This is a genomic window from Streptomyces sp. NPDC058683, from assembly GCF_042716195.1.
GTDB lineage: Bacteria > Actinomycetota > Actinomycetes > Streptomycetales > Streptomycetaceae > Streptomyces.
The window spans coordinates 62,983-89,238 of the sequence record NZ_JBHXSK010000044.1; the positions used below are offsets into that span (position 1 = coordinate 62,983).

The 26,256-nt window shown below is 71.0% G+C and carries 23 protein-coding genes; 2 read left to right on the forward strand and 21 right to left on the reverse strand.

Going from position 1 to position 26,256, the window contains the following annotated elements:
- Positions 1-3: 3 nt before the first annotated feature.
- From ACFWXC_RS38270 to ACFWXC_RS38345, 16 genes are all read right to left on the reverse strand, one after another.
- The gene (locus tag ACFWXC_RS38270) at positions 4-969 is read right to left on the reverse strand and encodes a FecCD family ABC transporter permease (RefSeq protein WP_384486248.1); all 966 of its coding nucleotides are present in this window, start codon (positions 967-969) and stop codon (positions 4-6) included.
- Positions 970-1,025: 56 nt separating this feature from the next.
- Positions 1,026-2,063 (reverse strand): ABC transporter substrate-binding protein, encoded by a 1,038-nt coding sequence (locus ACFWXC_RS38275; protein WP_384486250.1) that lies wholly within the window; start codon positions 2,061-2,063, stop codon positions 1,026-1,028.
- A 95-nt stretch (positions 2,064-2,158) separates the two neighbouring features.
- Positions 2,159-6,511 (reverse strand): amino acid adenylation domain-containing protein, encoded by a 4,353-nt coding sequence (locus tag ACFWXC_RS38280; RefSeq protein WP_384486252.1) that lies wholly within the window; start codon positions 6,509-6,511, stop codon positions 2,159-2,161.
- Positions 6,498-6,758, reverse strand: a complete 261-nt coding sequence (locus ACFWXC_RS38285) for a phosphopantetheine-binding protein (RefSeq protein ID WP_384486254.1) — start codon at positions 6,756-6,758, stop codon at positions 6,498-6,500. The genes ACFWXC_RS38280 and ACFWXC_RS38285 overlap by 14 nt, the downstream gene beginning before the upstream one ends.
- A gap of 29 nt (positions 6,759-6,787) precedes the next feature.
- Positions 6,788-8,368 carry a long-chain-fatty-acid--CoA ligase gene (locus tag ACFWXC_RS38290; RefSeq protein ID WP_384486256.1) on the reverse strand — a complete coding sequence of 527 codons (1,581 nt, stop codon included), beginning with the start codon at positions 8,366-8,368 and terminating at the stop codon, positions 6,788-6,790.
- Positions 8,369-8,434: 66 nt separating this feature from the next.
- Positions 8,435-8,983 (reverse strand): FcoT family thioesterase, encoded by a 549-nt coding sequence (locus tag ACFWXC_RS38295; RefSeq protein ID WP_384486258.1) that lies wholly within the window; start codon positions 8,981-8,983, stop codon positions 8,435-8,437.
- Positions 8,980-9,870 carry a TauD/TfdA dioxygenase family protein gene (locus ACFWXC_RS38300; protein WP_384486260.1) on the reverse strand — a complete coding sequence of 297 codons (891 nt, stop codon included), beginning with the start codon at positions 9,868-9,870 and terminating at the stop codon, positions 8,980-8,982. The genes ACFWXC_RS38295 and ACFWXC_RS38300 overlap by 4 nt, the downstream gene beginning before the upstream one ends.
- 41 nt (positions 9,871-9,911) lie before the next feature.
- Positions 9,912-10,154 carry an acyl carrier protein gene (locus ACFWXC_RS38305; RefSeq protein WP_384486262.1) on the reverse strand — a complete coding sequence of 81 codons (243 nt, stop codon included), beginning with the start codon at positions 10,152-10,154 and terminating at the stop codon, positions 9,912-9,914.
- A complete protein-coding gene (locus ACFWXC_RS38310) occupies positions 10,151-11,356 on the reverse strand; it encodes a beta-ketoacyl-ACP synthase III (RefSeq protein ID WP_384486264.1) in 1,206 nt (401 codons plus the stop codon). Before ACFWXC_RS38310 ends, ACFWXC_RS38305 begins: the two co-directional genes overlap by 4 nt.
- 39 nt (positions 11,357-11,395) lie before the next feature.
- Positions 11,396-12,763 carry an MFS transporter gene (locus ACFWXC_RS38315; protein ID WP_384486266.1) on the reverse strand — a complete coding sequence of 456 codons (1,368 nt, stop codon included), beginning with the start codon at positions 12,761-12,763 and terminating at the stop codon, positions 11,396-11,398.
- A 221-nt stretch (positions 12,764-12,984) separates the two neighbouring features.
- Positions 12,985-13,740: an aspartyl/asparaginyl beta-hydroxylase domain-containing protein gene (locus tag ACFWXC_RS38320; protein ID WP_384486268.1), complete on the reverse strand. Its 756-nt coding sequence runs from the start codon at positions 13,738-13,740 to the stop codon at positions 12,985-12,987.
- Positions 13,741-13,899: 159 nt separating this feature from the next.
- Complete coding sequence (locus ACFWXC_RS38325; RefSeq protein ID WP_384486270.1) at positions 13,900-14,505, reverse strand: sigma-70 family RNA polymerase sigma factor; 606 nt, start codon at positions 14,503-14,505, stop codon at positions 13,900-13,902.
- 227 nt (positions 14,506-14,732) lie between these two features.
- Positions 14,733-15,476, reverse strand: coding sequence for a hypothetical protein (locus tag ACFWXC_RS38330; protein WP_384486272.1), 744 nt, complete (start codon positions 15,474-15,476; stop codon positions 14,733-14,735).
- Positions 15,477-15,610: 134 nt separating this feature from the next.
- Complete coding sequence (locus ACFWXC_RS38335; protein ID WP_384486324.1) at positions 15,611-16,096, reverse strand: copper chaperone PCu(A)C; 486 nt, start codon at positions 16,094-16,096, stop codon at positions 15,611-15,613.
- Between the two features lie 38 nt (positions 16,097-16,134).
- Entirely contained in the window at positions 16,135-18,438 is a 2,304-nt protein-coding gene (locus ACFWXC_RS38340; protein WP_384486274.1) for a heavy metal translocating P-type ATPase, read from the reverse strand.
- Positions 18,435-18,710, reverse strand: coding sequence for a hypothetical protein (locus tag ACFWXC_RS38345; RefSeq protein WP_384486276.1), 276 nt, complete (start codon positions 18,708-18,710; stop codon positions 18,435-18,437). The genes ACFWXC_RS38340 and ACFWXC_RS38345 overlap by 4 nt, the downstream gene beginning before the upstream one ends.
- A 477-nt stretch (positions 18,711-19,187) precedes the next feature.
- Here ACFWXC_RS38345 and ACFWXC_RS38350 point away from each other — a divergent pair, with 477 nt between their 5' ends.
- The gene (locus ACFWXC_RS38350) at positions 19,188-19,403 is read left to right on the forward strand and encodes a heavy-metal-associated domain-containing protein (protein ID WP_384486278.1); all 216 of its coding nucleotides are present in this window, start codon (positions 19,188-19,190) and stop codon (positions 19,401-19,403) included.
- A gap of 103 nt (positions 19,404-19,506) precedes the next feature.
- Here ACFWXC_RS38350 and ACFWXC_RS38355 read toward each other — a convergent pair whose 3' ends face one another.
- The 4 genes from ACFWXC_RS38355 to ACFWXC_RS38370 all read right to left on the reverse strand — a co-directional run bounded on the left by ACFWXC_RS38355 (position 19,507) and on the right by ACFWXC_RS38370 (position 22,363).
- Positions 19,507-20,370, reverse strand: a complete 864-nt coding sequence (locus ACFWXC_RS38355; RefSeq protein ID WP_384486280.1) for an aminoglycoside phosphotransferase family protein — start codon at positions 20,368-20,370, stop codon at positions 19,507-19,509.
- Positions 20,371-20,448: 78 nt separating this feature from the next.
- Positions 20,449-20,856 (reverse strand): DUF6281 family protein, encoded by a 408-nt coding sequence (locus tag ACFWXC_RS38360; RefSeq protein ID WP_384486282.1) that lies wholly within the window; start codon positions 20,854-20,856, stop codon positions 20,449-20,451.
- Positions 20,857-21,185: 329 nt separating this feature from the next.
- Entirely contained in the window at positions 21,186-21,791 is a 606-nt protein-coding gene (locus ACFWXC_RS38365; protein ID WP_384486284.1) for a hypothetical protein, read from the reverse strand.
- Positions 21,788-22,363 (reverse strand): RNA polymerase sigma factor, encoded by a 576-nt coding sequence (locus ACFWXC_RS38370; RefSeq protein WP_384486286.1) that lies wholly within the window; start codon positions 22,361-22,363, stop codon positions 21,788-21,790. The genes ACFWXC_RS38365 and ACFWXC_RS38370 overlap by 4 nt, the downstream gene beginning before the upstream one ends.
- A gap of 371 nt (positions 22,364-22,734) precedes the next feature.
- Between ACFWXC_RS38370 and ACFWXC_RS38375 the strand changes: the two genes are divergently transcribed.
- A complete protein-coding gene (locus ACFWXC_RS38375) occupies positions 22,735-23,178 on the forward strand; it encodes a nuclear transport factor 2 family protein (RefSeq protein ID WP_384486288.1) in 444 nt (147 codons plus the stop codon).
- 593 nt (positions 23,179-23,771) lie between these two features.
- Here ACFWXC_RS38375 and ACFWXC_RS38380 read toward each other — a convergent pair.
- The gene (locus tag ACFWXC_RS38380) at positions 23,772-26,228 is read right to left on the reverse strand and encodes a glycoside hydrolase family 2 TIM barrel-domain containing protein (RefSeq protein WP_384486290.1); all 2,457 of its coding nucleotides are present in this window, start codon (positions 26,226-26,228) and stop codon (positions 23,772-23,774) included.
- Positions 26,229-26,256: the final 28 nt, after the last annotated feature.

The following is a 26,256-nucleotide window of genomic DNA, read 5'->3' on the forward strand; positions in this document are numbered from 1 at the left end:
CGGTCAGTCCAGACCCTTGTTGCGGCGCAGCAGCCACAGGAAGAACGGGGCGCCGAGCAGGGCGGTGAGGATGCCCAGCGGGAGTTCGTTGGGGCGGTCGAGGGTGCGGGAGAGCAGGTCGACGAGGACCAGGTAGACGGCGCCGAGCAGGGCGGTCAGGGGCAGCAGGCGGCGGTGGTCGGCGCCGGTGGTGAGGCGTACCAGGTGCGGGATCATCAGGCCGACGAAACCGATGCTGCCGGCGACGGCGATGACGGTGCCGGTCAGCAGTGCACTGAGGACCAGGAGGACGGCCCTCAGCCGGTTGACGTCGACGCCGAGGGCGGTGGCGGACTCGTCGCCGGCCAGCAGGACGTTGAGGCGCCGGCCGAAGAGCGACAGGAGCGTGGTCGTGACCAGCACCACCACCGTCACCGTGGGGAGTTGGTCCCACTGGGCGCCGGCGACACTGCCCAGCATCCAGAACATCACCGTCCGCAACTCGGTGGGTGTGGCCTGGAGTTGGACGAAGCTGGTGGCCGAGAGGAAGACGTATCCGACGGCGACGCCCGCGAGCACCAGCCGGGTCGGGGCCATCCGTCCCTTCCGCTGCCCGAGTGCGAAGACCAGCACACCGGCGGCGACGGCACCGAGGAAGGCCGCCGCCGACACGCCGAGCCCGGCGAGCGCGGCGCCTCCGCCCAGGGTGATGACGAGGACGGCGCCGAGGGTGGCGCCGTAGGAGAAGCCCAGCACGATGGGGTCGGCGAGCGGGTTGGACACCACGGTCTGGAGCACCGTGCCGGACACGGCGAGGCCCGCGCCGACCAGGGCCGCCAGGACCACCCGCGGGGTGCGGAAGTTCCAGACGATCTGGTCGAGCGCGAGGTCGGAGGGCGCCGGCCCCGCCCCGGTGACGTGATGCAGGACGATCCGCCACACGTCACCGACCGGGACGTCGACGGCGCCGATGCTGATCGCCACGATCATGGTGGCGGCCAGCGCGACCGGCAGGAACGTGAACGCCAGTGGAACCCTCAGCCGGCTCAGAAGGCGTCCGGGTGCAGCACCTTGGCGATCTGCTGCACCGCCAGGTCGTTGCTGGGGCCCAGGTACATCGAGTCGGACAGCGTCACGTACGCGTTGTCCTTGGCGGCCGGCCACTGGGGGAACTCCTTCAGCAGTTTCTTGGCGTACGCCGCCGGGTTCGGGTCGTTGTAGGCGATGACGACGAGCGCGTCGACGTCGGTGGCGGCCACCTTCTCCTTGCTCAGGTCGGCGAAGGACGTCTTGGAGGCGCTCTCGAAGACATTGGCGCCGCCGGCCTTGGCGAGGATGTCGTTGTAGATGCCCTGGGCGACGACGGAGCTGAAGTCGTTGCCGCCCATGGACATGTTGGAGAAGAGCACCATGACCTCGGGCTTCTTCTCCCCCTTCACCTTGTCCGCGACGGCCGCGATGTTCTTCTCGGAGGCGGCGATCAGCTTCTCGGCCTTCTCGCTGACGTTGAAGACCTTGCCCATGTCGCGCAGCAGCCGGTAGCTGTCGGCGACGGTCATCCTGGAGGTGTCCTGGTCGCAGCCCTGCGGGGAGACGTAGGTGTGGGCGCCGACCTCCTGGAGCTGGTCGCGGGTGGCGAAGCCGTTCTTCTCGTCGAAGCCGTACGACGTCGTGGACAGCACCAGGTCCGGGCGCAGGCCGAGCATGGCCTCGCGGGGGACGTCGTAGGCGTCGTTGAGCTTGACGTTCCCGGTGGGCAGCTTCTTGATCGCGGCGGCCCGGCCCGCAACCTCGGAGGCGCCGTAGCTCTGCTCGTTGGCGACGATCCGGTCCCCCAGACCGAGAGCGAGGAGCGTGGAGACCTCGGCGACCGAAGCGCCGTTCATGACGACGACCCGGCTCGGCGCCTTCTTGAAGGTCTCCTTCTGACCGCAGTTGTCCAGGGTCACCGGGTAGCCGGTCCTGGAGGCCGCGGCCTCGGCCGTGTCGACGCTCGCCTTGTCGTCGGACGAGGCACCGCATGCCGCCGTGAGCAGGCAGAGGGCTGCGGCCAGGGCGGTGGCGGCCGGCCGGTTGATCGACATGCGGACTCCTGTATGTGCGGGGTGTGCTGACGGTCTGGAGGGGTTCTGATGCAGTAGTCGGGGCGCGGCACCCGTGAGTTCCCGGCAAGTCCCGCTCATTTCACGGGTGTTGCCGGTCGCGGCCGCCGCCGGCCGGCCGGGGCGGGCAGCAGGCCCCGGGTCACGCAGTGGTCCAGGTGGCGGCGGACCAGGTCGCGGCCGACGGACGGGCGGGTGATGCCGCTGTCCGCCAACCCGGCACGGACGTGGTCGGCTCGGACGTGACCGAGGCGCAGGTCGGTGGCGGCGGCCTGCTCGGCGGAGTCGAAGAAGGCGAGCGTGGTGGCGGCGCTGTCGGCCGAGCCGGGCAGCTGCTCCCGCCACCGCGCCGGCGGCAGACGCCGTATCGGATAGCCGTACTCCGCCACCCAGTCGTAGACGTCGGCGAGCCGCACCCGGGGCAGGGTCGCATGGTTGAAGACCGGGCCGCCGGTCGTCGCGTCCGGGGCGAGGGAGAGATGGACCAGGGACCGGGCGGCGAAGTCGACCGGTGTCCACACCTCGTCCTCGAACAGTTCGGGGACGATCCCCGCCGGGATGCCCGCCCGCAGCACGCTCCACAGGAAGTCGTGCTCGTTGACGTACCCGGTGCCGGACGGTCCGACCACCCGGCCCAGGCGGTGCACGGTGACCGGCAGCCCGCGTCCGGCCGCCTGTTCCAGCAGGCGCTCGGACGCCCATTTGGACTGCTGGTAGCCGTACCGCAGCCCGTCGTGGGGCGGCAGGAAGGCCTCCGGCACCTCGGGGCTGCGGCTCGCGGGCGGGGCCACGGACAGGGTGGAGACGTAGTGAAGCGGGGTCGTGCGTACGGCGGCCAGGCGAAGCAGTTGCCGGGTGGACTCGGTGTTGGCGGCGCGCAGGGTGGCGTAGTCGCGCAGGATGCTCACCGTCGCGGCGTTGTGGAAGATCGCGTCGCAGGTCGCGGCGAGGTCGCCGAGCGCGTCCCGGGTCAGGCCGAGCTGCGGGCGGGCGAGGTCGGAGGGGAGGGCGGTGACGCGGGACCGGGACCGCTCGTCCAGGGTGATGCCGTGCCGGGCGAGGGCCGCTTCGATGCGGGCGGTGGCGTCGGGGGCGGTGTCGGCCCGGACCGTGCAGACGATCTCGGCCGCCGTGCTCGCCAGGAGTTCGGCCAGCAGATGGACGCCTACGAAGCCGGTCGCGCCGGTGAGGAGGATGCGGCGGGGCGCGTCGTGCGGGGAGCGGCTGATGCCGGTCCCGACGGCCGGGTCGAGGACGGCGTCGACGAGGAGCGTCGGCGGCGGTCCGGACGGTGGGGTGGACGGCTGGGCGCCGTCGCTGTCGCTGTCGCCCTCGGTCTCGGTCTCGGTCTCGGTCTCGGTCTCGGCGAGAAAGCGGGCGAGTGCGGCGGCCGTGGGGTGCTGGAAGAGCCAGGCGACCTTCAGGTCCCGGCCGAGTTCGACGCCGAGCCGGTTGGCGGCCTGGATGACCTGGAGGGACTGCGCCCCCAGGTCAAACACGTCGTCGTCCACGGCGACGGTGGCGGTGCCGAGGAGCTGCTGCCAGGTGCCGGTGATGGTCCGTTCCAGGACACTGCCGGCAGCGGGGAGCCCGGGCTCGGAGGGAGCGACGGCTGGCGCTCCGAGTTCGGCGAGGGCGATCCGGTCGATCTTTCCCGAGCCGGTGCGGGGCAGCCGGTCCAGGAGTTCGACGGCGGAGGGGATCATCGCGGTCGGCAGCAACGCCCGCAGGTGTTCCCTGACCTCGGACGGCGCAATATCTTCCCCGACCAGGTGGGCGACCAGCCGCCGGGTTCCGTCGCCGAGCGTCTGCCCCACGACGGCGGCCTCCCGGATCCCGGGCTGGGTGAGCAGCGCGCTCTCGACCTCGGCGGGCTGGACACGATGGCCACTGATCTTGAACTCGTCGTCCGCCCGGCCGATGAAGCGCAGTTGCCCGTCCTCGCCCAGGCGGACCAGGTCGCCGGTGCGGTAGGCGCGGGGGTTCCCTGGCAGCGCGGCCAGCGGGCCGAAGCGGGCGTTGTCCGGTGTCTCACCCCGGTAGCCGAGTGCGAGGGCGTCGCCCAGCAGGTACAGCTCGCCGTCGAGCACGGCGGCCCGGGTGCCGGGCAGCGGCCGGCCGATGGGGACGTCGCCCGGGAGGAGGGCGGGGTCGTGCAGGTCGGCGACGGTGGCGACCACCGTCGCCTCGGTCGGGCCGTAGGTGTTGAGCAGCGCGACCGAGGTGCCGACCGCTTTGCGCCAGCGGCCGACCCGTTCGGGCAGCGCCGCCTCACCGCCGATGACGACGGTCCGCACCCGCTCCGGAAGGGCGGCGGCGCCGGTGGAGACCGCATAGGCCATCTCGTGCCAGTACGCGGTGGGCAGGTCCAGCACGCTCACCCGCAGCCGGGCGCACTCGTCCAGGAACCGGGGCACCGACTCGGTCATGTCGTCGGCGCGGATCACCAGCGTGGCGCCGGTGCACAGGGTCAGGAAGACCTCCTCCACGCTGGTGTCGAAATGGAGAGGGGCGAACTGGAGCACGCGGTCGTCGGGGCGCAGCCCGTACCGGTGCGAGGCGCCCGCGACGAAGTGCGCCAGCGCCGCGTGGCCGATTTCGACGCCCTTGGGACGGCCGGTGGAACCCGAGGTGTGCAGCACGTAGGCCAGGTCGGCCGGACCGGGGCCCGATGCTGCACGCACGTCGGCGGTCAACGGCTGGTTCGGAAGGAGGACCGTGTGGTCCGGGAAGGCGGGCGCGTGATCCTCGGTCGTCACGACGAGCACGGGAGCTGCGTCGGCCAGCAGCTGTGCCGTGCGGTCGGCGGGGGCCTTCGGGTCGAGCGGGCAGTAGGCGGCGCCGGACAGCAGCACGCCCAGGACGGCGGTGACGGCATCGGCGCCACGGGGCAGAACCACCGCGACCACGTCACCCCGGCCGACCCCCCGGGAGGCCAGGCCCCGGGCGATGTCCCTTGCCGCGCCGAAGAGTTCGGCATAGGTGAGACGGCGGTCACCGTCCTCCACCGCGACGGCCCCACCCCGGCGGGCGACGTGACCGGCGATCAGGCTCAGCACCGGCCGGGCGGGCGCGGGCAGCGGGCCGCCGTCCAGCACCGACGCGGAAGGCACGGAGGGGGTGATGCTGCCCGCTATTTCCCTCAACCTCCGGTCTGGGGCCGCAACCGCCTCGGCCAGCAGGTTCAGCAGGCCCTTCTGGAAGCCCGCTGCCTCACCCTCCGTGTACAGGTCCGGGTTGGCGTCCAGGGCGAGGCGCAGGCCCGTGCCGTCCGAGCGGTCGTAGACGTTGAGGGCCAGGTCGTCCACGGGCCCCGCCGACACGTTGTGGACGGTGCTGCGGTGTCCGGCGAACCGCAGGTCGTACGCGAACGGCATGATGTTCACGCCGGGTCCGGACAGCCGCCGTTGGCCGCCCACCAGCTTCAGGTCGCGGCGCAGTCGTTCGTAGCGGTAGCGCTGGTGGGGCAGTCCGGCGCGCAGCTCGCGTGAGACGCGGAGCGCGAGGTCGCGCAGGCTGTCGTCGGCGGTGACGGCGACGCGCAGGGGCAGGATGTTGCGGACCATGGCGGGCACGCGCAGGGATACCGAGCCGAGGCGGCCCATCGCCGGCAGGCTCAGGACGGTCTCCGGTGCGCCGGTGACCCGGTGCAGGTGGGCGGCGGTCACCGCGAGCACCACCTCCGACCAGGTCACCGACAGCTCGCGGGCGACCCTGCGGAGAGTGTCCGCCTCGTCCGGTGCGAGGTCCGTGACGTGGCGGTGGAAGGTGCGGGCGGGCAGGGCCGATCGGCCGGCCGGGGTGGCGACGGGCGGGCGGTCGGCGAAGCGGTCCGTCCAGTAGGCACGGTCCTTGGCGTGGCGGGCGGACTCACGGTAGGCGCGTTCCTCGGCGCGGACCGACTCCAGGGTGCCGAAGCCGCTGTCGGGGACGGGTTCGCCGGCCATGAGAGCGGTGTAGACCTGGGCGACGCGCCGGGCCACGAGGGAGAGCCCGAAGCCGTCGAGGGCGATGTGGTGGACGCGGTGGTACCAGAGGTACTCGTCCTCGGCGGTGCGCAGCAGGGCGTGGCCGAAGACCGGGCCCCGGGCGAGGTCGACCGGCCGGGTCATGTCCTGGTCCATCCAGGCCAGGGCGGCGGCGTGCGGGTCGGGCTCGGTGGTGAGGTCGGCGATGTGGGTGCGCCAGTCGCGGACCGGGGTGTCGAACTGCCAGGGGTGCCCGGAGTCGTCGGCGGCGAAGGTCGCGTGGAGCGCCTCGGTCTCCGCGACGGCATGGTGCAGGGCCGCGTCGAAGACGGCCGTGTCGACCGGGCCGTGAACGCGCACGTATTCGGCGGTGTTGTAGGCGGGGCTGTCCACGTCGAGCTGCTGGCCGGTCCAGATGCCCTCCTGGGCGGCCAGCAGGGGGTGGCGTTCAGGCGTCGGCATGGCCCGCTCCCCGCTGCCGTGTGGTGAGCAGTTCCCACCACTGGGCGAAGGTGGTGCGCTCGGCGAGTTCGACGAACGTCACGTCCACGCCGGCGGCCTGCCAGCGCTCCAGCAGCGTGACGATGCGCAGGGAGTCCAGCCCCGCGTCCAACGGGCTTTCCGCCAGGTCGACTTCGTCGGCCGACAGAAAGAGGCACTCCGCGAGCTCGGCGCGGAAGCTGTCCAGAGTGAGAGAAGGATCGGGCACGGGTTCTCCCTACGACCGTGTCGGCGGGCTCAGTTGACCTTGCGCGCGGAGTCGCTCCAGAAGCGGTCGCGCAGTTCGCGGCGGAGGATCTTGCCGCTGGGGTTGCGCGGTACGTGGTCGATGACCTCGTACCGCGAGGGCAGTTTGAAGGCGGCCAGCCGCGGCACCAGGAAGGTGTGCAGGTCGCGGGGGCTGGGCTGTCGCTGTCCTGGCACGGGGACCACGAAGGCGTGCACCCGTTCGCCCCAGCGCTCGTCGGGAGCGCCGACGACCACGGCCTCGGCGACCTGGGGATGGCTCTCCAGGACGTTCTCGATCTCGGCGGGGTAGACGTTCTCGCCGGCGACGAGGATGGCGTCCTTGATGCGGTCACGGATGAAGACGTATCCGTCCTCGTCGACGTATCCGGCGTCGCCGGTGTGGATCCAGCCGTCGACGAGGGTCTCGGCGGTCCTGTCGGGCAGGCCCCAGTACTCGACCATGCGGGCAGGGGTGTGCAGGCAGACCTCCCCCACCCAGCCCGGGGGCAGCTCCCCGCCCTGTTCGTCGATGACCTTGGCCCGGACGCCCGGGTAGGGGTGCCCGGCCGCCTGCATCAGCGGGCCGCCGGGGACGTGGGCGGCAGGGGGCAGGCAGACGGCGGTGTTGCCGGTCTCGGTCAGGCCGTAGATCTGGGCGAACTCGCAGTCCAGGACGGCGAGGCTCGCCTCCAGGAGGGCCTCGGAGATCGGGGAGCCGCCGTACACGGTCTTGCGCAGGGTGGTGAAGTCGGCGGCGGTGACGCCGGGTTCGGTGAGCATCATGCGGAGCATGGCCGGGACCACGCAGGCGGTGGTGACGCCGAGGTCGCGGATGAGGTCGACGGCCTGCCGGGCGGCGAAGGCACGCATCGCCACGATCGTCGTACCGGCGTTGAGGTTCTGGGTGGCCCACCACAGCCCGCCGACGTGGAAGCCGGGGATGCCGACGAGCGCGATGTCGCCCGCCCGCCAGTCGATCCAGTCCAGCTCCTCGGCCGCCAGGGCGTCACGGATCGCGAAGAAGCTGCGGTGGGCGAGCACCACTCCCTTGGGCAGGCCGGTGGTGCCGCTGGTGTACAGCTGGGCGACCGGGGTGTCGGGGGTGGCCTCGAACTCCGGCTCGACATCGGGGTGTTCGGCCCGCCACTCCGGAATCGAGTCGAGACCGACGACCGTCTCGGGTGGCGCGGTCGGCATGCCGTCGACGATCGGGGCGAACTCGTCCTCCAGGAACAGCAACCGGGTGCCGGAGTCCTGGAGGATGTGACTGACCTCGGGCGCGGTGAGCCGCCAGTTGACGGGGACCAGGACGGTACCGGTCTTGGCGCAGGCGAAGAGGACCTCGTAGTAGTGCTCCGACTCCTTGCCCAGGTAGGCCACCCGGTCGCCCTCGGCGAGACCGGCGGCGCGCAGGGCGTGGGCGAGGCGGTTGCTCGCGCTGTGCAGGTCCGCGTAGGTCAGGGTGCGGCCCTCGCAGATCACGGCGGGGGTGGCGGGCTGACGGCCGGCGTGGAAGCGGGCGGTCTGGACGAGGGTGGTGAGTTCGGGGTGGTGCAGCCTGTGCCGCACCGGCTGCGTTCTTGTCTCCATGGGGAGTTCTCCCTTTCGGCGGATCACGGCGGATCAACGGCGGGTCATCCGTGGGTCGTCGGCGGGTCAGGGGACGTTGACGAACGCGAGGGTCGCCTCGCCGTCGCATCGGCCGCCGTCGCCGTCCCAGTAGCGGTACGACGTCTGCGCGTGGAGGAAGGGGCTGCCGCCGCCGGGGGTCCGCCGGGTGACGGAGTGGAACTCCATCTCGCCGGAGAAGGCACGGGGGTCGACGGGGCGGCGGAAGTTGCCGGCGAACCGGGCGATGAGGATGTCGGGGAGCTGGTGGCGCCAGAAGTCGGCCGGCGTCCAGGTCTCGAACCCGGTCAGGAGCCCTTCCTGCACGGACTTGGCGACCAGGTAATACATCATCTGGTTGTAGGCGATGTTGACCTCGGCCGAGTTCAGGTGGCCGGTGTCGTCGATGTAGCAGGACTCCGGGATCGCGAACTCGCAGCGGGCGGCGGCGAGTCCGGCGTCGGCGGTGACTCGGGCGGACCTCAGGTACTTGCAGTTGTCCTTGTAGGGCACCAGGACGCGGGCCAGCAGTTCCTCGTCGGTGGCGTACGAGCGCTGCGGCGGGGCCTCGGGGCGGTCGGCGGCGGGCGCGGTCACGCGGCCGGTATCCCGTCGTGCAGTTTGCGCTCGTCGTGGACGGTGACGCGGTAGGAGACCGTCGGTTCGGGCGTCGTGGTGTGGCGGGCACGGTGGACGAGGCTGCGGTTGTCCCAGACCAGCAGGTCGCCCTTCTCGAAGCTCTGGAGATGGATGTTGCCGTGCTCGAAGGTCTCGTCGAGCTGCCCGGTGGCCTCGAAGAGCCGCTTGAGCAGCTCTTCGTCGAGCGGGCTGCCGTCCGCGTCCTCGATGCCGACGGTGAAGCCCTCGCTGATGTAGAGGACGGTCTCGCCGGTCATGGGGTGGGTGAAGGTGGTGGGCTGGACGACGGGCGGGGTCTTGGTCTCGACCTCCTCGATGACTTCGGAGATGGGGCGGTACACGTCGTGCGGGCGGATCTTGAAGTACTTGCGCACGGAGTGCCTGCACCAGGTTCCGGCGATGTCCTTCTTCAGCTCCGCGGGCAGCTCCTCGTACGCCCGGCCCATGTCGATGAAGTACGTTCCGCGGTTCTTCTCCGGGACGACCTGGGGGTGGATCAGGGTGATACCGAAGGGGTCCGGCATGAACTGGTAGTCGGCGTGCCAGAACTTGCCGGTCTTCGGCACGCCTATCTGCTTGCCGTTCTCCGGGACGTTGGAGGAGACGAATACCTCGGGGACCTCGGGGTGCTTGTACATCGGCTCGTAGTAGGTCTCGGGGCGGCCGAGGCGCTCGCCGAGGGCGAGGAACTCCCGTGGGGAGAGGTCCTGGCCCTTCAGGACAGCGATCTTCTTCGTGTAGACGGTCTGCTTGAGCGTCGCGATGTCGGTGTCGGAGGCCGTGGTGTGGTCGAAGTCCTCGACGATCGCGCCGAGTCCGGCTCCTGACTGGTCCTTGATCCGCATGTCGCTTGTCCCTTCGTGGGGTTCGGTGGGGTTCGGGGGGTTCAGACGGTGGTGGCCCGGCGGGCGTCGACGAGTGCGGCGATCTCGCCGAGGGTGCGGTCGGGCTGGAGTTCGTCGTCGCCGACGGTGACGCCGAGATCGCGTTCGATACGGATGCTGATCTCGACGGTGGTCAGGGAGTCGACGTCCAGGGCGCCGAGGGTGGCTTCGGGGCGGATCCGGTCGGCGGGGGTGTCGTGGAGGCGGGTGAGGATCCCGACGAGTTCTTCGTAGGTGCTGGTCATGGTGTGGTCCGTTCCGATTGCGGATGCGTGGGGAGCGAGGGCCAGGTCAGGAGGCAGGAGCCCCAGGTGAGGCCGCCGCCGAAGGCGGTGAGCAGGAGGCGGTCGCCGACCCGGATCCGCCCCCGGGCGGCGGCGTCGGCGAGGGCGAGCGGGATGGACGCGGCACCGGTGTTGCCGACGGAGTCGACGTTGGTCACGCAGCGTTCCCTGGGCAGGTCCAGGTCGTCCGCGACGGAGTGCAGGATGCGCAGGTTGGCCTGGTGGGGGACGAAGTGGTCGACGTCGTCGGTCTTCCATCCGGCCCGGTCCAGCGTGGCCCGCGCCGAGGCGGCCATGCGGGTCACCGCGTGGCGGTAGACCTCCTTGCCGCGCATCGCGAAGTGCCGCTCGGCGCGGGTGGGTTCGCCGCCGTCGGAGCCCTGCCCGAAGCCGCCGTCGGAGCCCTGCCGGGAACCGTCGGCCAAGCCGTGCCGGGAACCGTCGGCGAAGCCGTGCCGGGAACCGTCGGCCAAGCCCTGCCGGGAAGCCCCGTCGGACGGCTGACGGAAACCTACGGCGGACGGCCGGCGGGAGCCACCCGCGGCGACCATGATCAGGTCCTCGTGGGCCCCGTCGCTGCCGAGGTCGAAGTACCCGACCGCGCCGGGCTCGTCCGGGTGCCCGGCACGCAGGACGACCGCTCCGGCGCCGTCGCCGAAGATGATCGCGTTGGCACGGTCCAGCGGGTCGACGATGGTGGAGTAGACGTCCGCGCCGATCAGCAGGACCCGTTCGGCGACCCGGGAGGCGATCAGGCCCGCCGCGGTGGCGAGGCCGTAGACGAATCCGGTGCACACGGCGCCGACGTCGAAGGCCGCCGCACCGCCGAGCCCGAGCCGGGCCGCGACCAGGGGCGCGGTGGCCGGGCACGGGCGGTCCGGGGTGGTCGTGGTGACGATCACCGCGTCGATGGAGCCCCGCCCGGAGCCGCCCCCGGCGGAGCGGAGCGCGAGCCGGCCGGCCTCGACGGCGAGGTCGGAGGTGGCCTGGCCGGGCTCGGCGATGTGGCGGCGCCGGATTCCGGTGCGGGTGCGGATCCAGGTGTCGTCGGTGTCCAGCCGCCCGGCGAGTTCGTCGTTGGTGACCACGCGGGGCGGGACCCAACCGGCCAGTCCGCACAGGACGGCCGCCGGGGCGGACGGGCTGAGGGCGTTGCTGGGCACAGCTGTTCTCCTGACGGGGTGGGGAGGAGCGGCGGTTGGTCAGACGGTGGCGGTGCTGCGCAGGGCCAGGGTCAGCAGGACCCCGCAGCCGAGGCCGGCCGCGACGGCGAACACGGCGGCCCGGATGCCGGTGAGCAGGGCGTCGTCCGGCGGGCCCTGGCCGGTGCCGCCCGCCAGGGCGACCAGCAGGGCGAGTCCCACCGCGCCGCCGACCTGGAGGCTGGTGGAGGCCATTCCGGACGCCACCCCCTGGTCCTCGGGGGCCACCCCGGAGGCGGCGGCGATCCACATGCCGGTCCAGGCGGCACCCTGGCCGAGGCCGAGCAGCACGATCCCGGGTAACAAGAGGCCGTACGAGCCGTCCACGGTGAGCGCGGTTCCCAGGGCGGCGGCTCCGGCCGCGCCGGAGACCAGGCCGCCGACGAGCATGCGCCGTACGCCGACGGCCGCGACGGCCCGTTCCCCGAGGTGGGTGCCCAGCGCGGTCACCACCGCCGGCACGAGGAAGGCGAGGCCGGTCGCGAACGCGCTGTAGCCGCGCACGGTCTGGAAGTACAGGGTCAGGAAGTAGGGCAGGGAGCTGAAGGTGGCGCTGTAGAGGGCGGTGACCGCCATCGCCGCGACCAGACTCCGGTGGGCGAACAGCCGGGCCGGCACCAGCGGGTCGCGGGAGCGGGTCTCGACGACGGCGAAGAGTGTCAGGAGGGCTGCCGCGAGCACCCCGCCGAGCAGGGCGGACGCGCTGGTCCAACCCGCCTCGGGGGCGTGCACCAGGACGAACACCACAAGCGTGATCCCGCCGGTCCCGGCGAGCGCACCGGTCACGTCGAAGCGCCGTGCGCCGGTGCGCGGGACGTCCGTCGGGAACAGGCTCCGGCCCGCCCAGGCGATGGCGGCCGCCACGGGCACGTTGACGAAGAAGACCGACGGCCAGCCGAACGCGTCGACCAGCACCCCGCCCAGCAGCGACCCGAAGCACAGGCCGCCGGCCCCTGCCGCGCCCCACACCGCGAGAGCGCGGTTCCGGGCCGGTCCCTCCTCGTAGATCGTGTTGATCAGGGAGAGAGTGGCCGGGAAGAGCAGCGAACCGCCGATGCCCTGGACCGCGCGGACGGTGACGAGGGTGCCCGCCGACTGCGACAGCCCGCCCACCAGGGAGGAGCCCGCGTAGACCAGAGCCGCGGCGACGAACGTCCGGCGCCGGCCCAGCAGATCGGCCGTCCGGCCGCCCAGTAGCAGGAAGCCGCCGGTCGTCACGACGTACGCGCTCACCACCCACTGGAGGTCGTGCGCGGAGAAGCCGAGGCCGGTGCCTATGTCGGGAAGTGCGACGTAGACGATGTTGTAGTCGAGCGCGATGACCAGTTGGGCGAGCGCGAGAACCACAAGGGACAGTCGTGCACGCATAGGTCGAGCCCCTCCTCACGCCTGAACGGAAAACGACGGCGAATTCGAATCGGATATCCGCGCCGGTCGATGAATTTCGGTCACCATAACACTCCGGAAGAAGGCTTGAGAATGACCCTACGGAAAACATTTATCCGCGACCCGAATTACATTTTCAGGCACGCCTGAATTCCGGCGGCCGGAAATCTCGCCGGATGAATCGTGCGACGAATTACGGGCAATCAGCCGTCGCCCATGAGCTGCCTTATCTCGGTGATGAGCGCCACCAGCGCACGCCTTTCCGGAACAGTGGTTTCCGGATGCCACAGGTCCACGAGCAGGCAGGTCCGCGGCCTTTCGCCGTCATTGCGTGCCGCATGCTCGAAGGAATAGTCGAAGAGCAGGCACTTGCCCTCCCGCCAGGAACGGGCCTCACCCGCCACGGTGATACTGCAACCGTCAGGAATGTCCACCGCGAGATGCAGGTTGATGCTGAAGTTCCACAGGTCGCAGTGCGGGGCGATGACCGCGCCGGGGAGCAGGGTCGAGAAGTGGGATTCCAGGAGGGGACAGATCTTCTCCGTGTCCACCGCGAATTCCTTGAGCACCTGGTACGCGGTGGGTGCGGGCCCGGCCGACTCCTCGACCAGGGCCCCTGCCCGGTACAGGTAGAGGGCCTGCCAGTCCTCTTGGCGGGTCAGGTAGTGCTCGTAGTCCGAGAACGCCTCCCGCCGTCCCGCCCAGGCGGCGGTCAACTCCTCTTTGACGGCCGGGTGGGCGGCTTCCAGGGCGTCGACGACCGGGGCCAGTTCGGGATACCCGTGCGGATCGTGCCACGGGGTGGCGGACAGTCCCGGCAGGATCCACTTGGCCCCCTTCTGCAACGGGTGCCGTGTGCCGCCTCCCCCGGGCTCCAGCATCCGTTCCACACGCCTGAGGGAGTCCGCGCCGTGGTCGCCTCTGATCGCCGCGAAGGCGGTCTCTGTCGCGGGTGTCATACGGGCCCTTCCAGCTGGTGCCACGACCGGCTCGACGAGCCGGCGTCGCACTAGTAGTCGGACGCGCGAGCGGGCGGGTTCCCGCGAATTTCCGTCAATCTCCCAGCCGGGCGCCGGAGTTGGCGCTCCCCCGCCGGTGAGCGCCAACCCGTCGTCGGGTCAGGCCGCCAGGGCGGCCGGTGCCTCGGCCTCCAGGAGCTGCCGTTCCAGAGTCGCCCGGGCCCGCGACACCCGGGAGCGGACGGTGCCGACGGGGCAGCCGGTGAAGCCGGCGGCCTCCTCGTAGGACAGGCCGACCACCTGGGTGAGGACGAACGCCTCACGGCGTTCGTCGGGCAGCGTCTCCAGCAGATCGAGCAGGGCCACGCCGTCTTCGAAGCCCGGAAGGCCGCGCGGCTGCATGCGTTCGACGGCCGCCTGCCAGTCGGGGGTGTCGGCGAGCCGCGGCCGGGCGGCGGCGTGACGGAAGCTGTCGGCCACCGTGCGACGGGCGATGGACAGCAGCCAAGTGCGGGCCGAGGCCCGGCCTTCGAAGCGGTGCAGGCTGCCGAAGGCCCGCGCGAAGGTGTCCTGGGTCAGGTCGTGGGCCGTCTGGGGATCGCCGCTGAGGTGGGCGACGTAGCGCAGCACGTCGTTGTGGAGCGCGCGGACGAAGTGCTCGGCCGCGTGCCGGTCGCCGCCTCGGGCGGCCAGCGCCCAGGCGGTCGCCGCCGCGTCCGCCGAGGCGCGTTTCGTCCGGGAAGAGGGCAGGACGGTAGCAGTCACGTGATGTCCTTCTCGGGTCGTCCGGGGCCGGCCGCTGGGAGCGGCGGCGCACCGGGACTGGGGATGCGGCCGTACGCGGTGGGTACGGCGATGCCCGGGGCCCGTCAGGAGGCGTCGGCGCACGGCGGCACGTGGACGTGCCGCTGTGAAGCGCCGACAAGAAGGAGCTGCGCGCGAACGCGGCAGGACGGAAGGCGAGACGTGAGGCCCCGGTGGTTCCGGCTGTCTCAGGCGACAGCGGCACCCGTGGGCGGGGCCCGAGAGGTGAGCGAGCAGCACAGGAGAAGGCGCGCCGGAGCCGGGACGTCGGTGGCGCGACGCCTGCCCGCCGGCGGGTGCGGGAGCGGCGCGGGCCCGGCCAGCAGCATCCGCAGCGGTGCCACCAGTCGGATGGCCGCGGCCCGCAGGACGCGGAAGACCGCGCGTTCGCCGTACGCGAGCCAGAGCCCGCACAGGATTGCGGCCAGGAGGTGCGCGGCGAACATGCCGTACGTGGCGGCGCCGCCCATGCCCGCCATACCGTCCGCGTGTTGGGCACCGGCCACGGCATGCGCCATGGAGCCCATGTCCATCGGGTCCATGTGCATGGACCCCATGGGCGCGGAGCCCATATCCATGGCGCCCATGCCCATGCCGCCCACACCCATGCCGCTCATGTCCGTCATGGAGTCCGGGGCGCGGGCCGCGATGCCTTGGCCCGGCACCACCGCCGGTGTGACCGTCTGCGCAAGCAAGAACGCCTCGTGGAGCACCGCCTGCGCCACCGTCACGACCGTGACGATGAGCGTGCGTCCCCGTTCACGGCCGGCCAGCAGCCAGCCTGCGGTGCCGGTCCCGGCCGCGCCGGCGGCCACGGCCCACCAGGGGACGGAGGTGCCCGACATGATCACGTGACCGAGGGCCGCGAGCAGCACGCAGACGGCGGCGAACACACCGGCCCGCAGCGCACGGCACCACCCTCGGACAGTCATAGCCCGCCCATCCTCGCACCCGGCGACTGCTCGTCGTCAGGGGGTACGTGCGGGCACCCGGCCTCCGACTCACCGACCGGACAGTGACGCACGTCACACCCAGTGGTCGGGAACTCGGCGGACGGTCGGCACGACTACTGGAACGGGGCACTTCCCGAACGCACCACCACCGCAAGGACCTTGACCCGCCCACTGTGCCGGAACTCCAGGGTGAAGGGCACCAGATCGCCCGAACTCCATTTCCCGGCCGGAGCGGACACCGTCAGGTCCACCCCCTGCGGCGACATCGCGACGCTCCCGCCCGCCGGTATCCCCACGGAGTCGACGGCGGCACGGTAGGCCGCGTTCCCCTCGTTCATGCGGTGCCGGGCGAGCGTGATGCCGCCGGCGACCCGGGGCGAGGTGACCCGTACCAGGCTGTCGGCGGAGCCGCCCTCGTTCTCGATACGGAAGAACGCGGCCGTCTCCGCCACCCCGGCGGACGGCAGCAGGACACGCCCGTCGGTGACACTCATACGCGCCGGGCTGCCCGCCCTGCCGGTGCCGGTCCAGGCGGTGAGGCCCGCCAGTGCCACACCGCACGCGGCGACGGGAAGGAGAGCGGCGAGTGCGCCGTCCATCAGCCGCCGCCGGTCACCGAGGGCCGTGATCGTCCACTTCACAGAACTGCCGCCTTCCCGGGTCGTGCCCCGCGCCCGCGGCCGCCGCCGGGCGTCGGCTGCCAGCCGCGCAGCCGCAGGCTGTTGGCCACCACCAGCACCGAACTCACCGACATCGCGGCGGCGGCGAGCATGGGGTTGAGCAGTCCCACCATGGCGAGCGGCACGGTCACGACGTTGTAGCCGAAGGCCCACAGCAGGTTGGCGCGGATGGTGCCGAGCGTGCGCCGGGCCAGCCCGACGGCGTCCACGAGTGCCTCGATGTCGCCGCGCACCAGAGTCAGGTCGGCCGCCCCGATGGCCACGTCCGTGCCGCTGCCCATGGCGATGCCCAGGTCGGCGCCGGCGAGCGCGGCGGCGTCGTTCACTCCGTCACCGACGACCGCGACCCGGCACCCCTCCTCCCTCAGCCGCCGGACCAGGTCGGCCTTGTCCTCCGGGGAGCAGCGGGCGTGCACCTCGTCGATCCCGAGCGCCTCCGCCACCGCCCGCGCGGGAGCCTCGCGGTTCCCGGTGGCGAGCACCGGGCGGATGCCCAGCCGCCGCAGCCGCTCCACGGCACGGTAGCTGCCGGGCCGTACGAGGTCGCCGACGGCGATCAGCGCCACGGCCCTGCCGTCCACCCGGACCACCACGGGCGTGTACGCCTCGCCCTCCGCCGCGGCCAGCGCCTCGGCCAGCGCGGGCGGCAACTCGCCGTCCGGTACGGCCACTTCGACCGTACGACCGGCCACGCGTCCCGTGACACCCCGCCCCGCCGTGGCGGTGAAGCCGGTCACGTCCGGCAGCGGCTCCTGGTCCGCCGAGCGGCGCGCGTACGCCGCGACCGCCCGCCCGATCGGATGCTCGGAGCCCTGCTCCACCGCTCCGGCCAGGCGGACCAGTTCCTCCGGTGCCGGGCCACCGGGCACGGTGGTCACCCGGGCGACGGTCATGTGACCGGAGGTCAGGGTGCCGGTCTTGTCCAGGACGACCGTGTCCACGTGCTGGAGCGCCTCCAGCGTCTGCGGACCGCTCACCAGCACACCCAGTTGCGCCCCGCGTCCGGTGGCGGCCATCAGGGCGGTCGGGGTGGCGAGCCCCAGCGCACACGGACAGGCCACGACGAGGACGGCCACACAGGCGGTGAGCGCCGCCTGCGGGTCGGCGCCGGCTCCGAGCCAGAACCCGAGGACGGTCACCGCGATCGTCAGCACGATGGGCACGAACACCCCGGCCACCGCGTCGGCCAGCCGCTGCGCCCGCGCCTTGCCCGCCTGAGCCTCAGTGACCAGCCGGGTGATCCGGGCCAACTGGGTGTCCGCGCCGACGGCCGTCGCCCGTACGAGAAGCAGCCCGCCGGCGTTGACGGCCCCGCCGACCAGCGCCGAGCCGGGGCTCACCTCGACGGGCTCGCTCTCGCCGGTGACCAGGGACAGGTCCACGGCCGAACTGCCCTCCGTCACCCGCCCGTCGGTGGCGACGCGCTCACCCGGGCGCACGACGAAGACCTGTCCCACCCTCAGCTGTCCTATGGGGACGGACCGCTCGCCGTGCTCGTCGCGGACGGACACCTCCTTGGCCGCCAGGTCCGCCAGCGCCCGCAGGGCCGCCCCGGTCCCCCGGCGCGCCCGCGCCTCCAGGTACCGTCCGGTCAGCACGAACAGCGGCACGCTCACCGCGGCTTCCAGGTAGACGTGCGCCGTGCCGTCCGACGCGGACGGCAGCAGGCTGAACGGCATCCGCATCCCCGGCTCGCCCGCTCCCCCGAGGAACAGCGCGTACGCCGACCAGGAGAAGGACGCCACCACGCCCAGCGAGACCAGGGTGTCCATGGTGGCCGCGGAGTGGCGCAGCCCGCGCAGTGCGCGCTCATGGAAGGGCCAGGCACTCCACACCGCCACCGGGGCGGCCAGCGCGAAGCACAGCCACTGCCAGTTACGGAACTGAAGATCGGGCACCATCGACAGCACCAGCACGGGGACGGCGAGCAGCGCGGTGACGAGCAGCCGCTCGCGCTCCTGCCGGGTGGCGGCATCGGCCCTGTCCGGGTCGGCGTCCGCCGTCCGCTCGTCCTCCTGGACGGGCGGCGCGGGCAGGGCGGCCTGGTAGCCGGCCTGTTCGACCGCGGTGACGAGTTCCGTGGGCGCGACGCTCGCCGGGTGGCTGACCCGGGCCGTCCCGGTGGCGAGGTTCACGGTGGCCGTGACGCCGTCCAGCTTGGCGAGCTTCTTCTCCACCCGCCGCACGCAGGCCGCGCAGGTCATACCGCCGACGGTGAGGTCCGTGACCACGAGGCCGGTCACCGTTTCGCCCGCCGTCACTGGCCGCTCCCGTCCGTCATCCCCGGCATGTTCTGCATGTCCTGCACGCTCCCGTCCGTCCCGGGCATGTCCTCCATGCCGCCGCCACTCCCGCCACTCCCACCACCACCGCCGTCTCCGCCGCTTCCGCTTCCGGCGCTCCCGGTCCCGTGCATGCCGGGCGCCACCGGCCCGGCGGCCGATCCGACGGCGTAGGACACCGAGAACACGAGGACGAGCAGCAGCAGGAAGCCGCACAGCGCCGGGGGCGGCAGCAGGCTGCGGGCGATCACGCCGGCAGGGTGGGACGGATGTCGGATCTCGGCCATACTCGACCTTCCTGGTCGCATCGAACCGTCGTGCGCAAGAGAGCAGTTGAAGCCGTACCGCCTCAGTAGTCGGCCGGACGGAACATCGAGTTCCCGCACCCAAACGTGACGCACGACACACCAGAGGTGTCTGTCTCCGCGTGGTGCGTGTCCACGTCCCGGGGTGAAGAGGCGCCTTCCCCGCGGAGCAGCGGGGAGCGAACCAAAAAGCCTCCACCTGTCCAAGCGTGTTACGGGGGGTCACCGCGCCGGCAGTCCGCCATCCGGTCCACCCGGTCCCCCTCCTCCCGCCTCCCCTCGTGCTCCATACCGGTATCGGCGTGCCCGCTCCGGAACTTCCGGCTCCGCCCAACCGACTGTTGGGGTGACGGGAAGGGACTGAACCTCCGGCCCCGTGTCCGTGAACCGCCCAAAGCCCCAATCGCGTCAAGGAGTTGCGCCATGGCACAGAAGCAGTACAACGTCACCGGCATGAGCTGCGAGCACTGCGCGGCGAGCATCAGGCAAGAGGTGTCCGAGGTCGCGGGAGTGAGCGAGGTCGTGGTCGACGTCGCCGCCAAGTCCGTCACCGTGCACGGAACGGACCTCGACGACAGCCGGCTCCGCGCCGCGATCGTCGAGGCCGGATACGGCATCGCCGACACGGTCGCCGCCTGAGGACACACACGCCGGGAAGGCAGGACAGGACACGTCAGCCGTCCTGTCCTGCCTTCTCCGTCAACCGCAGGCGCAGCCTCGGCTCAAGTCCTGATGCCGACCGCTACTCCAGCACCGCGCGGAAGGCGCGCTCGCCGATGCCGCGCATCAGTGGGTTGTCCGCCGAGTGCGACAGGAAGACCAGGGACAGGGCAAGCGCCCACCCGCGGGCCCGTTCCCAGGTCGCGTCGTCCGCGCGGCCGCACGTCTGTCGTAGGGCAGCACGCTGCTCCGCCGTGAAGAGCATCCAGGCCACGGACAGGTCAGTGGCGGGATCACCGGAGGTGATGTCACCGAAGTCGATCACGGCGCTGATGCGGCCGCGGTCGACCAGGATGTTGGCCGGGTGCAGATCCCCGTGCAGCCACACCGGCGGCCCGTCCCAGGCGGGCGCGGCGGCGGCCGATTCCCAAACCCGCAGCGCGGTGGCGCGATCGGCCCGATCGACGTGTGCCAGCCCGGCCAGGACGCCCTCGGCGCGTCCGGCCAGCGGAATCCCGCGAACCGAGTTGACGGGCGCCTCCGCAGGAGCCGGGGCGTGCAGTGCGTCAAGAAAGCCGCCGAGCACGGCCGCCGCCGACCAGCGGTCGTCGGGCTCCGATTGCGCCGCGATCCGGCCCGGGAAATACGGCACGACGCTCCAGGGCCACGGGTACCGAGCCGTCGGCCGCCCGACGCGCACCGGTGCGGGCACAGGCAACGGCAGGCGGGCGGCCAACTCCGGCAACCACCGCTGCTCGTGGGCGACGAACTCGGCTGCCACGGCACGCCGTGGCAGCCGGACGAGGAACTCCTCGCCGAGCCGGCACACGAGGTTGTCCCAGCCGTTGGCCAGTACCTCGACCGGCAGGTCAGCCAGGTCGGGGTGCTGCTCGTCGAGCAGACGGCGCACCAGATCGGCAGAGACAGAGATCTCCGCGGCAGGCATTCGGTGAACAGTCACAGCGAGAACCCTACGATCGTGGCCCGTGCGCGGCGCCGCTTGCACGGCGCCGCGCAAGCGGGATCAAGAGCTGTGGAACATTTCCTGGATCTCGGACAGCTTCCTGTCAGAGTCGACGTTGACGAAGATGACGTCATCAGACGCCTGTTTCAACGCGATGGCGATGCTGGGATCCACTCCCTCGATCGCATAGGCAGTCGTCGGGGTCGGCGTCGTCTGACCGTCGTTCTCCTCGCTCGGCATGTCGTTGCACGGCGGCAGTGTGGCAGCGCCGAGCTTGTCCCCGAGGGTGAAGCCCGTCCCCTCCGCGCCCGCGTACATGTGGTCTTGGTACTCGACCCGGTACGCGCAGGACGCCGTGGACTCGCCGCCGCCACTGGACGAGGAACAGGCGACGGACATGGTGACCAGGGCCGCCGCCAGCAGTGTCCACACGGATCCGGTCCTGCCGATCGGGAGTACGGTCTTCATCGATACAACACCTCTCTGGGAGCGTGTGCTCCGGGTCGGTAGATCCTGCGCAGGCCGAACACGGTGAGGTTGTCCCGGGCGCGTAGCTGTCCGTCAGCCCGAGGGTGTGTCCGGCCTCATGACTACCGACGCTGCAGATGTCATTTTTGTTCGAGCAGGTGGCCGCGACGGCGTTGCCCGCGTCCACTTCGATGGGTTGCGTTGACGTCCTGCTCCGTTCACGGCCGACTGTGGAACACGGTCATGGCGACAGGAGCGCCGACTCCCGGACCGGTCCGAGCTCACCGCGGCCGTCGGTGGGCTCGGATCGTCCGTGCTGATGCTTTCCGTTACTTCCCGAATGCCTGGCGGAACTCGTCGACGGTCTCGTCCGAGGCCCCGTTCGCGCCGCACACCGGGACGACGCCGTTCTCGGCGGCCACGATGTAGCGCTCGCCCTCGGAGAACGTCAGCGCCTCCGGCCGGCTCGCGTCGCTGTCGAGCACGACGGTCTCCGTGTCGCCGCCCTTCAACCAGTAGTCGACGCGGAAGGTGACCGTGGAGCCCTTGATGGAGGTGACCGTTCCCACGAAGAGGGTCGGGTACCCGCGCAGGGTGTCGGGACTGGGTGCCACACACTTCTGGCTGCCGAAGCCGCCGGCGGTGGTGAGTGTCAGCGGGCCGGCCGAGGCCGGGTGCCCGTTGTCGTTGTTCGCCATGACTCCTCCGGCGATGCCGCCGCCGAGCAGAAGCAGACCGGCAGCCGCCGCGAGTCCGAGGAGCTGACGGCGGCTCCGTCGCGCGGCGGTCGTCGCGGGGGCCGTATCGCCGGTCTGGAGCGCGATGTCGGTGGTCAAGATGTCCTCCACAAGTCGGTCGATGTCGGGCAGCGGAGCATGTGGGGTCAGCGCCGGGTCCGCGGACTTCAGCCGGGCCTGCAACTCGTCGTCGTTCACTGACCGCTCCTTCCTTCATCCCTCTTGTGTCCGGACGGTTCGTCATGCTTTCGCCCCAACTGTTGGGCGAGTTTCTTTTTCGCCCGGTGCAGCCGGATGCTCACCGCGTTGGACGTCAGCCCGGTCGCCTCCGCGATCTGGCGGGGTGCCAGCTCCTCCCACGCCCACAGCCGCACCACCTCGCGGTCCAGCGCCCCGAGGGCGGCGAGCGCGGCGTGCAGATCGCCGTGGTCGGCGGTCCCGGCCGGCTGCTGTTCCTGCGTCCGGATCAACCGCTCCACCAGCCGGAGCCGGCGCCCGTCGGCACGGCGGGCATTCGCCAGGCAGCCCCGCGCCACCCCGTAGCACCACGGCAGCACGTCATCGGGGTCGGGCGGGGAACCTGGCGCCGGCCCCAGGCCGGGGACGTCGTCAATACGGCGCCACAGCACCAGCATCGCCTCCGCCAGGATGTCGTCGACCATGTCGGCGCCCGTCCGTCGCAGCAGATACCGGTGCAACGGTTCCACCACCACGTGCGCCAGTCCTTCGAAGCGCGCCCGCTGCCGCCGGCGCGACTCCTCTTCCGTCATGGATTCCACAACCCGTCCTGTCCAGTACCGGCCGGATCCTTTCAAGCGAGGGCACACGGACGCGTCACCGGTTCTGTCATGCCGTCTCCCGTCGTCTCGTACGGGTCCGGGCCGCGCCGCGTATCGCGGTGCACGCAGTCGACGGCCGGTACTCGGACTCGGGGAAGCCATGACGCTCTCTGCACACGCTGGACGGCCTTGCTGCGCCCATCAACGGGACCTCAGCATCACCGCCGTGAAGGCGACAGGCCCTCGCTGGGATGCGGTGGTCCTGAAGCGGCCGGATGCGGATCACCGGAATCCGGTGGCGACCTCTCACCTGCCCGGACATGAGCCTGTCATCAAGCACCGAGGCCGTAGGAGGAACCGGCATGGACAACGAGCAGATCGTCCGGAAGGCGTACCAGACAGCCGAGGACAAGGACATCGAGGGCTGGCTTGCCGCCTTCACCGAGGACGGAACGTTCACCGACGAGTCGGTCGGTGTCACCTACCGGGGCCGGGACCGTGCCTTCCCCGTGGAGAACTACGGGCGGGCATTCCCCGACATGCACCGCGAGCTCTACCGGCTCTACGTGAGCGGGGACATCGTCGTCGTGCAGCTGGCACTGCAGGGCACCCACAACGGCCCGCTGAGCGTGGCCGGCGGAACGCTCGGCCCGACCGGGAACCGGATGGACGCCCCCTGCTGCGATGTGTTCGAGCTGGTGGAGGGCAAGATCAAGCGCTTCGACTGCTACCCCTCCGGCAGCGTGATCCTCGCCCAACTCGGCGTACTCGGCGCCCTCGACGCCGCTGTTCTCCCGGATCACTGACCCTCCTCAACACACCGGAGGTCTTCGCCATGATCAAGCCCGGTGAGCGTCGACAACGCTCGGGCAGCGCCCGGCGCAGGTGACTCCCGATGGCCACTCGCCCCTCCAGCATGGTGCGCGTGGTCATGTCCTCGAATGTCACGCCCAGGCTGTGCGGGTACTGGTCGTCAGGAAAGCGGAGCTTGTCGAGGACGGCGTTGCGCCGCCCGTCCCCGTAGTCGACGTCGACGAAGACCACCACGGCGCCCCTGTCGGTGTCATCGAGGATCCGAAGGGGATACGAGATCGCAGCCTCGGGCCAGCTCGAAGTGAACTGCGCGAGGCCCTGCTCCAGGTCGGGGCGCCCCTCGATCGCGCCGCCGGGGGCCGCGTCCGGATGTTCATGAAGATGCAAACCATGGGGAGCGCTACGGTGCGGCCTGCTGCGGCTCTCGGTGGCCTCGCAGCTTCTCTGAACCAAGCCGTTTCTGGGGGTTGCAGTACTTCGGACCTGTCAGTCGGCGGCACGGGGCGATGGTTGCTCACGCCGTGCTGCAAAGCAGCTCTGACACCGACTCCTGGTGAAGTCCAGGGGGTCTGCGGCGTGGCGCTCTCTACTCGACGGTGATGATGCTTTCGACCGGCTCGCATCCCTCGGCGGTCGCCCGGACGCGGATCGTGCCGGACCTGGTGGGACGGATGATGGCCAGAGCGCGACCGTCGTGGGTAAGTCGCTCGACGGCGTCGAATCTCTGGAGGGACCGGGGATCAGCACTGCCCAAGGCGATCAGTTCGCCTGCGCCGGACACATCGATGTGCACCGTGCGGTCGGCGCCCGTCCAACAGGTTCCCGCCGGGTCGGTCAGGGTGACGGACACATAGGCGAGGTCGCCGCCGACGGCCCGGACGGTTCGCCGGTCGGCGTCGGCCGTCAGCTGCACGGCTCCGGTGGCAGTCACGAGCGCCCAGCGGCCTGTCTCCCTGCCGTCACGGTAGGCGATCGCCTCAACGCGGCCCGGCTCATAGGGCACCGTGAACTCGGCGCGGAAACGGTGTTCGGCGCCCGCGGGCCCGCGCCCCGCCGACCGTCCGTTGACAAGGAGCTCGACCTCGTCGGCGTCGCTGTAGACCTCGACGGTGACGGGTGCGTCCTCGGCGCCGGTCCAGGTCCAGCTGGCGATGCTGTCGCTCCAGGACCAGGGACTGCCGATGAACGTCCTGCCGTATGTCTCCGGTCGTTGGACGGCGATGTACGGCTCGTTGCGCAGGCCGAAGACGATCTCGCGGTAGTAGGAGACGGGCCGACGGTGGCCGGTGATGTCGATGTCGCCGCAGCCTGCGAGAAGGTAGGGGTAGGGGGCGGTGTGGCTGGGCCTGGGGTTCTGGTCGTCGGCGTACTGCGGGCGGCCGATGCCGACTTCACCGAGGTAGTCCCAGCCGGTCCAGGTGAAGTCGCCGATGACGTGGCTGTGTCGCTGCACCTGTGCCCAGTAGCGGTCGATGCGGGAGGGGAAGGTCTCCGTGCCGAGGATGATCCGGTCGGGGAAGAGCTCCCGGTCCATGGCGTAGCGGCTGTCGGAGTAGTTCATGCCGGCGATGTCGAGGACGCTGTAGGACTCGGCCGTGCGCTGGGTGACGAAGTCGGACGCACTGATGGCGTTCATCATGTCGCCCGCGTCGGCCATCAGGGTGTTGATGCCGGCTCCGTCGTCGCTGGCCTTCTCCTTCGGCTGCTTCTTCCGCTGGGCCGCGAACTCGGCCATGACGGCGAGCATGTTGTTGATGCTGTTGGTGACGTACCGGCTCGAGTCGAGGGAGCGGATCTTCTCTGAGAGGCGGCGTCCCCAGGCCGCTCCGACGGCGGATCCGGCCTCGGGAATCTCGTTGCCGATGGAGTACATGATGACGCTCGGATGGTTGTAGTCCTTGGCGACCATCGACTCCAGATCGCGCTCCCACCACTCGGGGAAGCTGAGGCTGTAGTCGAAGCCGCTCTTCGCGGACGTCCACATGTCGAAGGCTTCGTCGACGACGAGAACACCGTGCTGGTCGCAGGCGTCGAGCATGGCCCGGCTCATGGGCTGGTGAGAGATCCGGATGGCGTTGAAGCCGGCCTGCTTGAGGAGTTCGACACGGCGTTCCTCGGCACGCGTGTGAGTGGCCGCGCCCAGGGGGCCGTTGTCGTGATGGACGCAGGCGCCCCGCAGCTTGACGGTGTGCCCGTTCAGGCGCAGCCCGTTGTCGGGATCGAGCTGCAGGACCCGGATGCCGAACGTGGTGTGGTCGCTGTCCACGAAGGTGCCCTCCTCAAGGAGGGAGATCCGCGCGGTGTAGAGATGGGGGGTGTCTGGACCCCAGAGGCGGACGTCGCGTACGTACAGCCGCTGACGGACCGTGGTTTCCTGGCCGGGCAGCAACGTGACCTTGGTGGTGCCCACGGTGTCCGTCTCGGCGTCGGGGTCGGTCAGCAGGGCGGTGAGGTCAAGAGTGCGGATTGCGATCGAGTCGTTGTGCAGGCGGGTCGCGACTTCGACGACTGCCTGGCCGGCGTCCACGTCGAGGGTGGTGACGCGGATGCCGTCGGGTGCGATGCGTACGAGACCGCCGACCAGCATCCAGGTGTCACGGTAGATGCCCGCGCCGGTGTACCAGCGTGAGTCCTGGTGGGCGCGGGCTTCGACGCGGATCTCGTTGTGCTGGCCGTAACGCAGGTAGGGGTCGGCGTCGACAGTGAAGTGGGAATAGCCGTAGGGGCGCTGGCCTGCGTAGTCACCGTTGATGTGGACGGTGGCGTCGCGGTAGACCCCTTCGAATGCGATGAGGATGCGATGGCCGCTTAGGTCCTCGGGAACGAAGAAGCTCTTGCGGTACTCGTAGACGCCGCCGGGGAAGTAGGCGCCCGCACCTCCTTCCATGGTCGTGGCACCGTCCGGTGCGACACGGTCTTCGCCGATCATCGCGTCGTGGGGCAGGGTGACGGAGGTGAACGGGGCAACGGGGCCGGAGAGTTCGGCGAAGGGATTGACCTTGCGCCGGGTTTCCCAGTTGTCGTTGAAGGAGGTGCGAATCATCTGTCTCTCTTGTCTTTCCCGGTCTGTC